Genomic DNA, 10,660 nt, shown 5'->3' on the forward strand with positions numbered 1-10,660 from the left:
CCTGTTCCACTCCCCCCAGTTCTGTCTGTGGCTGGCCACGGCCGGCTGCCTGTCGGCCGACCCCCGGCTGTGGCGGTGGCTGGCGCTCTACGGCCTGGCCACCTACCTTTCCTTTCCGGTGCTGTTCGACCTGCAGGCCCTCCCGGCCGCGCCTGTCTCGGTCCAGTATGCCTACCAGGGGTCGGTGGTGCTGCTCGCCGGCCTGCGTCTGGGGCTCCTGGGCTGGCTCATCCTGACCCGCGCCGAGGCCGGGAGCCAGGCCCGGGAGGTGGCGTGAGCAGCCCGGCCCGGGACTGGCTGGGCTGGGCCGCTCCTCTGGGCCTGGCGGGCCTGGTGGGCCTGGCTGGGCTTGGCCATGGCTTTGTCCTGGACGATTTCCCGGCCCTGGTGCAACACCCCCTGGTCACCGGCCGGCTGCCCCTGAGCGAGGCCTTTCTTCTGGATCAGTGGGGAAGCCCCATCTCGGCGCCGGCCCTCATGTACCGGCCCCTTTGGCCCATCCTCTGGCGCTTCCTCTGGCAGCTCTTCCCGGGCGAGCCTCTGCCGTTCCGCATCCTGACCCTGGTGCTGCATCTGGCGGCCACCGGCCTGGTCCTGGCCGCCGGTCGCCGCTTCCTGGCGGACCGCGCCCTGGCAGCCGCCACCGCCGTTCTTTTTGCCGTGCACCCGGTGCACGCCGAGGTCCTGGGCAGCAGTGCCCACCACAACGAGATCGTGGCCCTGGTCCTGGGCCTGGCGGCCCTGCTGGCTGCCGACACCCGGCCCCGGTCCGCGGCGAGCGTCGGCCTGCTCCTGCTCGCGGTGCTGGTCAAGGAGTCGGCCATCGTCTTCTTTCCCATCGTCCTGCTCCACCTCTGGTGCCGCCGCATGCTGGCCAGGCCGGTGGCGGCCGGCCTCGTCACCGTGGCGGCCATCCTCGTCGCCATCCAGCTCGCCATCCCCCGGCAGCCGTTCATCATTGGCAACCTGGACAACCTGGCCTTCGATGCCCGGGGCTGGGAGCGGCTCTGGCACGGCCTGTACACCGTGGGCCGCGGCACCGCCCTCATGCTGCTGCCGGTGGGGCTGGCGCCTTTCCACGGCTACGCGGCCCTGGATCTCGATGCCGCCACCCTGATGCCCCAGGCCGGCCTGGGTCTGACCACCCTGGCGGCCGGTGCGGCGGCCCTGGGCCTGGGCCTGGCCCGGCGGCGGCCCCTGCCGGTGCTGGCCGCAGGGCTTGCCTGCGGCCCCCTTCTCCTCCAGTCCAATCTCCTGGTGCGCACCTACTCGGAGCTGGCGGAGCGCTGGCTCTACACCCCCTCCCTGGTCGTCTGCGGCCTGGCGGCCTTCCTCCTGCTGCGCCTGCTGCCGCGCCTGGGCGGCGGCGCCGGCCGCTGGGGCCGTCTGGGGCTGGTCGTGCTTCTTTCGGCCAACCTGGCCCAGACCGTCCGGGTGCTGGCGGCCTGGCGGGACAACCCCAGCCTGGTGGCCTTCGGGGTAGCCCAGGAGCCGGCTGCCTACCAGAGCCGGTACTTCCATGCCAAGTATCTGCTGGAGGCCGGAAGCCTGGAGGAGGGGCTGTGGTTTGCGACGACGGCCGCCATGATCCGGGACAGCTATCTGGCCAGCCGCGGTCGCGCCGGTCACGCCCGCTTCGCCCCCCTGGCCGAGCTGGACCGCCTGCCGGTGGCGGCCCGTTTCGGCCGGGCGCCCCAGGCCCTGGACCCGGACGATCCCTGCCGCTGGGTGCGCCAGTCCCTGGCCGCTACCGCCGGTCTTGCGCCGCCGCCGCCCCCGGCGGTCCTTGGCCGTCTGGCCTGGCTCTATGCCACCCAGGGCTACGGGGCATGCCTGCCGGCGGCGACAGCCCCGCCCCCCTGAAGGGCGCAGGCGGTTTGACTCCCTACTCCCCGGTCCTTATTGTCTTGGGTATCAAGACATCAAACCCCAGGCCCGTGCTGCTCGGCTGTTGGCCTGCGGGGGATCGGGAGGTGATGATCATGCCAGAGGTGCGCTGTCAGGAATGTGGCAAGGAGCTTCTGCCCACGAGCAGCGAGGCGGGAAAGAGTCCGTGCATCTGCTCGTCGTGTGGCAGGGCGGTCTACGTGCGGGAGCGGGCGAAGATGAAGGTTGAGTGTCCGCACTGTGGCCGGAGCACCGAGACAACCGTGGCCCGCTGATGGTGATGAAGGCTGGAATGCCCGCCTGGCTCACGGAGGGTCGTCCGTGAGAAGGCGGGCTTTTTTGTGGAGGGGAGTGGCTGCCCCCAGGGCTCAGTGCCGGGCCACGATCTCGAGGGCCTCCAGGATATGGATGGCATCCTGGAGATCGGTGTGCTCCTCCCGGAGCACCATCTGGAAGAACTCGCAGTTGGCGCAGTTGCCGAGCTTGGCTGCGTAGTCTCCCTGGACCTTGCCTCCGCAGTAGGTGCCGGCGATCACCCAGCAGGCGCGGCCGGCGTTGTCGCCCCGGTGGATGCCGTCCAGGCTGCGCTCGATGGCGGCCGGGCAGACCCCCAGTTCGGCAACCCGGGCCCCGCCAGGCTGGCGGCCGCATTTCTTGTACTCCCAGCAGTTCAAGGGCTTTTCTCCCATGGCGATGCGTCTCGTCTGCAGATGTGAGGAGGAGGGGCTGGCGACCAAGGGCATGATGCCGGGACCCGTGGCCAGAAACGTCCGGCGTCCCCGGCGTTGAGCCTCAGGCCTGTTGTCAGGCTAGCACACCGGCCTCGCCAGGGGCAAGACAGGCGTCGCCGGTGTTCGGCTAGCCGAGCTGGACCACCAGGGGGATGGTGTGCAGGCGCCGGGATTTGGCCTCGGTCCGCCCCAAAGACCAGTTGACGCGGCCGGGCTTTGCGGGTAGCAGTGCCACCAGGCCCTCCACCAGGGACTGGACACCGATGACCGGGTGGCGGTCGAAGACCTGCGGCAGGCCGTAGGTCAGGTTGCAGGCCAGGCAGGCACCCGGCCGCTCGTGGAGCCGGAAGGCAAAGACGAGCTGCTGCTGGCCGGGGTCGGCGCCGAGGAAGGCCAGGCGGATATCGTAGGCACCCTCGCGGGCATCGCCGTACAGGGCGTCAAAAAAACGATCGGTGCGCTCCGGCGGGAAGAGGGCGTCCAGGGCCTCCTGGGTGAAGATGCGGGCCGGATCGGCGGGCAGGTCCATGGCGAGAGTGTCCAGTCCAGGGCAGACGAGAAGGAGATGAGCACCACCGTGGAACCTACCCAAATGTACCGCCTTGTGCAAGGGGCAGGGGCAGTCCCGCTCCTGGACCGGGATCCCCTGATCGACTACCCGCCGGTCCTGCTGGACAGCCTGGCGGCGATGGCCACTTCCTTTGCCGTGGCGGTGTTCCTCACCGGGGGGGTGGTGCGGGACTGGCTGGCCGGCCGCAAGCCCTGTGACCTGGATCTCACCGTCCCCGGTCAGGCCCTGGACTGTGCCCGCTGGCTCGCCTCCCGGCTGGGGGGCACCTTCGTGCCCCTGGACGAGGGGGAAGGGGTGGCCCGGGTGGTCTGGCAGGGACTCACCATCGATCTGGGCGGCTTCCGGGAAGGCACGGCCAGCATCGAGGCGGATCTGGCCCGGCGGGACTTTACCATCAACGCCCTGGGCCTGGCCTTCGACCCGGGCCGCCGCCGGCTGGCCGAGCCGCGCGCCCTTATCGACCCCACGGGCGGCCTGGCGGATCTGCGGGCTCGGCGGCTGCGGCTGTGCCACCCCGGCGCCCTGGCCGCGGACCCCTTGCGGGCCCTCCGGGCCTACCGGTTCATGGCCTGCCTGGACCTGAGCATGGAGGCGGCCACCGGGGAGCGGATCGCCGGCGCCGTGGAGACCATCCGCACCGTGGCCGGCGAGCGGATCCGCCACGAGCTGGACCTCCTCATGGCCTCGGGCCGGGCGGCTTCCGCAGTGGCGGCCATGGCCGAAAGCCGCCTGCTGGATGCTCTTCTCCCGGAGCTGGCTTGCGCCCGGGGTCTCGCCCAGCCGGCCAGCCACCACCTGGATGTCTTTTTCCACAGCCTGGCTACCCTGCAAAGCCTGGAGGCCATCCTGGCGGCGCCGGAGCGATTCTTCCGGCCGGGCCAGGTGCCGGCCGCCCGGAACCTGGCCGCTTCGGCTGCGGCGAGGCGCCTCCTCGCCCACGCCGCCCTCCTGCACGATCTCGGTAAGGTGCCTACCGCCGGCCGGGCGGGCGAGCGGATCACCTTCTACAGCCACGACCGGGTGGGCGGCGAGCTGGTGGCGGCGGTGGCCGAGCGCCTGCGCTGGAGCCGGGCGGACAGCCGGCGGCTGGTGCGGCTGGTGGCCGGCCACATGTGGCCCTTTCACCTGGCCAACGTTCGCCGCCGGACCGGCAGTGTCACCCCCCGGGCCGGCCTGCGCCTGGTGAAGGCCCATGGCGACGACCTGGCCAGCCTTTTTGTCCTGGCCATGGCAGATGCCCAGGCCGGCCAGGGCCCGGACAAGCCGGCTGACACCGAGGCCGCCCTGGCCGCCCTGTTCGCCGAGGTGGATACCCTGGCCCGGGAGCGGGTGCGGCCGGTGCTGGCCCAGCCGCGGCTCCTCACCGGCCGGCATCTCATCGACCTCTTCGGCCTTGCCCCGGGGCCGATCTTCGCCCGCATCCTCCAGGCCTTGGAAGAGGCCCAGGTGGACGGCCGCATCCGCACCCGGCAGCAGGCGGAGGCCTTTGTCCGGGACTGGCTGGCCCGCCCCGGCGCTAAACCGGAAGATGTTGCTGTCTTGCGGCCGGCTCGTGGATGATAGGGGCTTGCTGGCCCACAGGTCCAGAGGTACATGTCCATAGCGTCCAGGCCGTCCATGTTGTCCAACCCTTGACCCTGCGAAATCGCCCATGCCGAGCCCCACCTGCCCCAGCCGTCCCCCGCGTCGCCGGCCAGCCGATCCTCCGGCCATCTCCGAGCTGGTCGCCGTGCGTCCTGGCCAGGACGACGAGACCATGGCCCGCATCATCTTCCACAACATCCTCTCCTTCCTGGGCCGGGATCCGGAGCGGGCCAGTTCCCGGGAGTGCTGCATGGCGGTCATCTACGCCCTCCGGGACGTGCTGGTGGAAAAATGGATCCAGACCCAGAAGAGCTACTACGCCCGGGCCCGGAAACGGGTCTACTACCTGTCCATGGAGTTTCTGATCGGCCGCTCTCTGGGCAACAGCCTGGTCAACCTGGGCCTGGACGGGGACATCGGCCGGGTGCTGGAGAAGATGGGCTTCCTCCTGGAGGAGGTGCGGGAGGCGGAGGAGGAGGCCGGCCTGGGCAACGGCGGCCTGGGCCGCCTGGCCGCCTGTTTCCTGGACTCCATCGCCACCCTGGGCATTCCGGCCTACGGCTACGGCATTCGCTACGAGTTTGGCCTGTTCCACCAGCGGTTCGTGAACGGCTATCAGGTGGAGAACCCGGACAACTGGCGCCGGGCCGGCTCGCCTTGGGAATTCGAGCGGCCGCACCACCTCTACCCGGTGCACTTCGGCGGCCGGGTCCAGGAGGGCGTCGACCGCCAGGGCCGCTACCAGGCCCGCTGGGTGGATACCGAGGTGGTGATGGCCATGGCCTGTGACCTCCTGGTGCCTGGCTTCCGGAACGACAACGTCATCAACATGCGACTCTGGGCCGCCAGAGCCTCCCGGGAGCTGGATCTGGCCCATTTCCACCAGGGCCAGTACATCGCCGCCGTGGAGGACAAGGCCTTTTCCGAGACCATCTCCAAGGTCCTCTACCCCACCGACCACGTCCGGGAGGGCCAGGAGCTGCGCCTGAAGCAGCAGTACTTCTTCGTGGCCGCCACCTTCTACGACATCTTCCGGCGCTACCAGAAGCAGAACGACTCCCTGGCCGGCTTCCCCGACGAGGTGGCGATCCAGCTCAATGACACCCATCCCGCCATCGCCATTCCCGAGCTGATGCGGCTGCTGGTCGACCAGGAGGGGCTGGGCTGGGACGAGGCCTGGGGGATCACTGTCCGCACCTTTGCCTACACCAACCACACCCTGATGCCAGAGGCCCTGGAAACCTGGCCGGTGGAGCTTCTGGGCCGCATCCTGCCCCGGCATCTGGGGATCATCTACGAGATCAACCGCCGCTTCCTGGGCGAGGTGGCCCGGGCCTTCCCCGGCGACCCCGAGCGCCTGGCCAGGATGAGCCTCATCCTGGAGGGGCCGGAAAAGAGGGTGCGCATGGCGCATCTGGCCATCGTCGGCTCCCACAAGGTGAATGGCGTGGCGCGCCTGCACACCGAGCTTCTGAAGACCCACCTCTTTGCCGATTTCGCCCAGCTCTATCCGGACCGCTTCACCAACATGACCAACGGCATCACCCCCCGCCGCTGGCTCCGCAAGGCCAACCCTGGCCTCGCCGCCCTCATCAGCTCCCGGATCGGCGATGGCTGGGTCACCGACCTGGACCAGCTGCGCGCTCTGGCGTCCCATGCCGCGGATCCGGCCTTCCAAGACGCCTGGGCCCAGGTGAAGCTCGCCAACAAGGAGCAGCTGGCAAGGCTTATCGCCAGCCGCTGCCGGCTCAAGGTGGATCCGGCCTCGCTTTTCGATGTCCAAGTGAAGAGGATCCACGAGTACAAGCGCCAGCTCCTGAACATCCTCCACGTCGTGGCCCTCTGCCAGCGCTTGCTGGACGGCGCCGCCCCGGACGAGCCGCCCCGGGTGGTGATCTTTGCCGGCAAGGCGGCCCCTTCGTACCAGCGGGCCAAGCTCATCATCAAGCTGGTGCATTCGGTGGCCGAGACGGTGAACCGGGAGCGCCGGCTGGTCGATCGCCTGCGGGTGGTCTTTCTGCCCAACTACGGCGTCGCCCTGGCCGAGAAGATCATCCCCGCTGCCGAGCTTTCCGAGCAGATCTCCACCGCCGGCACCGAGGCCTCCGGCACCGGCAACATGAAGCTGGCCCTGAACGGGGCGCTGACCATCGGCACCCTGGACGGCGCCAACGTGGAGATCCTGGAGGAGGTGGGCCGGGAGAGTTTTTTTCTTTTTGGCCTCACTGCGGTCGAGGTGGAAGAGGTCCGCCGGCGGCCGGACGCCGCCCGGGAAGCCTATGCCAGAAGCCCCATCCTGCGCCGGGCCCTGGATGCGGTGGCCAGCGGCGCCTTCAACAACGGCGATCCCACCCTGTTCCGGCCCCTGGTGGCAAGCCTCCTTGACGGGGGCGACCCCTACCTGCACTGCGTCGACTTCGCCGACTACTGCCGCGCCCAGGCCGAGGCCGCGGCCCTCTACCGCCAGCCCCGGGAGTGGACCCGGCGCTCCATCCTCACCACCAGCCGCATGGGGCATTTTTCCAGCGATCGCACCGTCTCCGAATACGCCCGCCAGATCTGGGGCGTAGAAGGGGGGCTGCCGGAGGGGGGATGACCAAGGTGAGAGCCCATGTTTGACACCCGAGAAGAGCTGCTGGCGCAGATCCGTCTGGGCGAGGACAGCCGTCTGGAGCTCAAGGCGGTGACCTTCCGTGGCGACCGGGTAGCCGGACCCCACCCCGCTGGGCTGGCCGACGAGATGGCCGCCTTTGCCAACAGCGCAGGCGGGGTGCTGGTGCTGGGCATCGACGAGGCGACCAGGCAGCCGCACGGGATGAGTGTCGCGGAGCTGGCGGTTCTGGAGCACTGGCTGCTGGCCATCGCCAGCGACCGCATCAAGCCGCCGCCACTGTGCCGGATCGAAAAGTGGGAGCTGCCGGATGCCGGAGGCCATCTGGCGCCCGTGCTCAAGATCGACATTCCGCGCAGTCTGTATGTGCACGAGAGCCCAAACGGCTATTTCTATCGGGCCGGCAGCGCGAAGCGCAAGATGTCCACCGAGTATATCATCCGGTTGGGGCAGCAGCGCAGCCAGACCCGGATGATCCGTTTCGACGAGCAGCCGGTCGTCCAGGCCCCGGTGGAGGCCCTTGACCCCGCCCTCTGCGAGCGCTTCCGGACAACGCGTACCCGGGACCAGGGCCTGGATTTTCTGATCAAGCTGGGCTTGGTGGCCCGGGATGATCAGGGCCTGCCCCATCCCTCCGTAGCCGGTGTCCTCATGGCCTGTGCCGAGCCCAGGCAGTGGATGCCGAACGCCTTCGTTCAGGCCGTGGCCTACCATGGCACCACGCCGGCCGCCCCGGGCAGCGGTCTGCCGTATCAGCTGGACGTCCGGGACATCTCGGGGTCCTTGGACGAACAGGTCCGGGAGGCCTGCCGTTTTGTGGTCAGGAACATGAAGGTTGGCGCCATCAAGACCATGGGCCGCAGGGACATCCCCCAGTACGACCTGACAGCGGTGTTCGAAGCCATGGTCAACGCCGTCGCGCACCGGGACTATGCGGACTATGGCGCCAAGATCCGCTTGCGACTGTTCGCCGATCGCCTGGAGATCATCTCGCCAGGCACCATCCCCAACACCATGACCGTGGAGAGCCTCCTGTACCGCCAGGCCGCCCGCAACGAGACCCTCACCAGCCTTCTCGCCAGGTGTCCGATTCCCACCGATCTGGACTGGGTCAACACCGACCGCCGCACCTTCATGGACAAACGGGGGGAGGGCGTGCGCATCATCATGGAGAACAGCGAGCAGTTGTCCGGCAGGCGGCCGGTCTTTCGCCTCCTGGACGATGCCGAGCTCATGCTGACCATCTTTGCCGCCGGAGGTGTTCCTGAGGACGCCAGAGCCCGGCCGGCGGCGGGCGGAGGTGGACGCCAGCCATGAGCCAGGCGCCTGCCGATCATTTTTCCGCGGTGGCCGCCGGCTACGCGTCCTTCCGGCCGGCCTATCCGGTCGCCCTCTTCGCCTGGCTGGCGGCGGCGGCTCCCGGCCGCAGCCTGGCCTGGGACTGCGCCGCCGGCAGCGGCCAGGCCTCCTGCCAGCTGGCCGAGCATTTTGCCCAGGTGGTGGCCACCGATGCCAGCCCGGCGCAGATCGGCGCGGCCCGCCGGCACCCCCGGATCCGATACCGGGTGGCGGCCGCCGGGGATTCCGGCCTGCCGGACCATGCGGTGGATCTGGTCACCGTGGCCCAGGCCCTCCATTGGCTGGACCTGGAGCCTTTCTACCAGGAGGTGCGGCGGGTGCTGCGGCCCGGCGGACTCCTGGCCGTCTGGACCTACGGCCCGGTGCGGTTGGAGGACTCTGGCCTCGACGCCCTGGTGCAGGCCTTCTCCCGGCAGACCGTGGGCCCCTACTGGCCGCCGGAGCGCCGCCACGTGGAAGACGGCTACCGCTCCCTGCCGTTCCCCTTCGCCCGTCTCCCGGTGCCGGCCTTCCCGATGACCGCCTCCTGGACCCTGTCGGAGCTGTTGGGCTATCTGGGCAGCTGGTCGGCGACCGCCCGCTTCCAAGCCGCCCGGGGCACCGTTCCTGTGGCCGAGCTGGCGGGGCAGTTGGCACCCTTGTGGGGGGATCCCCAGGCCTGCCGGCAGGTGACCTGGCCCCTCACCGTGCTGGTGGGTCTGACCTGACCCGATCATCAGCGCCGACACCGGCTTTCTCAATCCGGATCTGGACTGGGGGCCGGAAGAGGAGACCATGGCGGTGAACGGGAGCTTCTCCATGTCGACTTCGAGGCCATGCCACTTATGAGCTTGTACCGAGCTTCGGACATGCTGGTTCGGCATCGACAAGCCATCGAGACGGCCGTGTTCGGCCGAGTACGAGATCTGTTCTCCCTGCCGGCGACCGTGACCCTTTATGATCTGACCCATACCTTTTTTGAAGGGGAAATGGCCGGCAATGCCAAGGCCAAGCGTGGACGCTCCAAGGAAAAGGCTGCTGGGTCGGCTCGGTGGTCCGGCCCCTTGCCGCCTCCTGCAAGACTATTGGGTGGGAACGTCCTGCAATGGGTTGGTCCAGCGCACCAGTGGAAAGCGGGCGAAGTCCTGATCGGTGGAGCACAGGATGGCGTTGTGCTCGATAGCCAGCGCCGCAAGATGGGCGTCGGTGGTAAGGTTGCCTGCCGTTCCCAGGTGGCCAAGGATCTGGCGCAAGACGCTCCAATGACGCTTGGTCGGAACAACGATCCGCACCATGGGCTGCCGGAGCCAATCGTCAATCAGCTCCACGGCCTGGCTGGCTGCCAGCGGCCTGGGCATCACCCGTGGGCTGGTGGTCAGACGCAGGAAGCCCAGAATGACCGCCCAGGACAGTCCCACACGCTCCGGCCGGGACAAACTGTCTTCCCACCACGATCGTGCACGGTCATGGACGGGAGCGTCGACATTGATCGCGTACACCAGGAGGTTGAGGTCAACCAGCTTCATGCCTTGCCGGCGATCTTTCGGGCCGTTTCTTCATCCTCAAGATGGGCGGCAACATCGAGGGCCTTGTCGAGGCTCATGTGGGGGGGAAAACCCAGGGAAAAGGTTTGGCACTGGTAACGACCCGGCGGCGGCGAAGGACGGTGCAGCTGGTCCAGCCCCGCACGCAGCACAGCATCGATAAGCTGTCCCAGCGACAGCCCAGTTCGTCTGGACTCCGCCTGCAATACCTGGAAGAGACTATCGTCGATGGTGAGTGTCGTTTCCATAGGCTTCGAGGATAATGGCCGACCACAGGAAAGTCAACGGGCCGGAGGCCAGGCCCCTGGCCGCCACCGCTGGCCAGAGGCGCGTCAGCCCGGAGGACGCCTTCCGGCCGGAAGTGCCGGGGGGCATTCAGTCCGCCAGCTGGCCG

The 10,660-nt window shown here is 68.9% G+C and carries 10 protein-coding genes; 6 read left to right on the forward strand and 4 right to left on the reverse strand.

All coding sequences use genetic code 11. The features are described 5' to 3' along the window. Together AB1634_16885 and AB1634_16890 are read left to right on the forward strand one after the other, a co-directional pair. Positions 1-277 (forward strand): hypothetical protein (locus tag AB1634_16885; GenBank protein ID MEW6221191.1); only part of this gene is annotated, 277 nt, incomplete at its 5' end. Next, a complete protein-coding gene (locus AB1634_16890) occupies positions 274-1,863 on the forward strand; it encodes a hypothetical protein (protein ID MEW6221192.1) in 1,590 nt (529 codons plus the stop codon). The genes AB1634_16885 and AB1634_16890, both read left to right, overlap by 4 nt. A 392-nt stretch (positions 1,864-2,255) precedes the next feature. On the opposite strand, the gene AB1634_16895 is transcribed toward AB1634_16890, so the two are convergent. Both AB1634_16895 and AB1634_16900 read right to left on the reverse strand, forming a co-directional pair. Then, positions 2,256-2,576 (reverse strand): two-CW domain-containing protein, encoded by a 321-nt coding sequence (locus AB1634_16895; GenBank protein MEW6221193.1) that lies wholly within the window; start codon positions 2,574-2,576, stop codon positions 2,256-2,258. A 169-nt stretch (positions 2,577-2,745) separates the two neighbouring features. Then, entirely contained in the window at positions 2,746-3,147 is a 402-nt protein-coding gene (locus tag AB1634_16900) for a pancreas/duodenum homeobox protein 1 (protein ID MEW6221194.1), read from the reverse strand. 48 nt (positions 3,148-3,195) lie between these two features. On the opposite strand from AB1634_16900, the gene AB1634_16905 reads away from it, so the two are divergent. The 4 genes from AB1634_16905 (at position 3,196) to AB1634_16920 (ending at position 9,450) form a co-directional block, all read left to right on the forward strand. After that, entirely contained in the window at positions 3,196-4,749 is a 1,554-nt protein-coding gene (locus AB1634_16905) for an HD domain-containing protein (GenBank protein MEW6221195.1), read from the forward strand. 91 nt (positions 4,750-4,840) lie between these two features. Continuing rightward, the gene (locus AB1634_16910) at positions 4,841-7,369 is read left to right on the forward strand and encodes a glycogen/starch/alpha-glucan phosphorylase (GenBank protein ID MEW6221196.1); all 2,529 of its coding nucleotides are present in this window, start codon (positions 4,841-4,843) and stop codon (positions 7,367-7,369) included. A gap of 15 nt (positions 7,370-7,384) precedes the next feature. Beyond that, positions 7,385-8,701: an ATP-binding protein gene (locus AB1634_16915; protein MEW6221197.1), complete on the forward strand. Its 1,317-nt coding sequence runs from the start codon at positions 7,385-7,387 to the stop codon at positions 8,699-8,701. Further along, on the forward strand, positions 8,698-9,450 hold the full coding sequence (locus AB1634_16920; protein ID MEW6221198.1) for a class I SAM-dependent methyltransferase: 753 nt from the start codon (positions 8,698-8,700) through the stop codon (positions 9,448-9,450). The genes AB1634_16915 and AB1634_16920 overlap by 4 nt, the downstream gene beginning before the upstream one ends. 354 nt (positions 9,451-9,804) lie before the next feature. Here AB1634_16920 and AB1634_16925 read toward each other — a convergent pair whose 3' ends face one another. Together AB1634_16925 and AB1634_16930 are read right to left on the reverse strand one after the other, a co-directional pair. Continuing rightward, positions 9,805-10,248, reverse strand: coding sequence for a type II toxin-antitoxin system VapC family toxin (locus AB1634_16925; protein MEW6221199.1), 444 nt, complete (start codon positions 10,246-10,248; stop codon positions 9,805-9,807). Beyond that, on the reverse strand, positions 10,245-10,514 hold the full coding sequence (locus AB1634_16930; GenBank protein MEW6221200.1) for a hypothetical protein: 270 nt from the start codon (positions 10,512-10,514) through the stop codon (positions 10,245-10,247). Before AB1634_16930 ends, AB1634_16925 begins: the two co-directional genes overlap by 4 nt. Between the last annotated feature and the right edge of the window lie 146 nt (positions 10,515-10,660).

It is taken from the genome of Thermodesulfobacteriota bacterium, assembly GCA_040755095.1.
Lineage (GTDB): Bacteria > Desulfobacterota > Desulfobulbia > Desulfobulbales > JBFMBH01 > JBFMBH01.

Coding starts and splice junctions, on each gene's coding strand:
- AB1634_16910 (MEW6221196.1), top strand. CDS start 4,841: ATGCCGAGCCCCACCTGCCCCAGCCGTCCCCCGCGTCGCCGGCCAGCC.
- AB1634_16925 (MEW6221199.1), bottom strand. CDS start 10,248: ATGAAGCTGGTTGACCTCAACCTCCTGGTGTACGCGATCAATGTCGAC.
- AB1634_16920 (MEW6221198.1), top strand. CDS start 8,698: ATGAGCCAGGCGCCTGCCGATCATTTTTCCGCGGTGGCCGCCGGCTAC.
- AB1634_16915 (MEW6221197.1), top strand. CDS start 7,385: ATGTTTGACACCCGAGAAGAGCTGCTGGCGCAGATCCGTCTGGGCGAG.
- AB1634_16900 (MEW6221194.1), bottom strand. CDS start 3,147: ATGGACCTGCCCGCCGATCCGGCCCGCATCTTCACCCAGGAGGCCCTG.
- AB1634_16895 (MEW6221193.1), bottom strand. CDS start 2,576: ATGGGAGAAAAGCCCTTGAACTGCTGGGAGTACAAGAAATGCGGCCGC.
- AB1634_16930 (MEW6221200.1), bottom strand. CDS start 10,514: ATGGAAACGACACTCACCATCGACGATAGTCTCTTCCAGGTATTGCAG.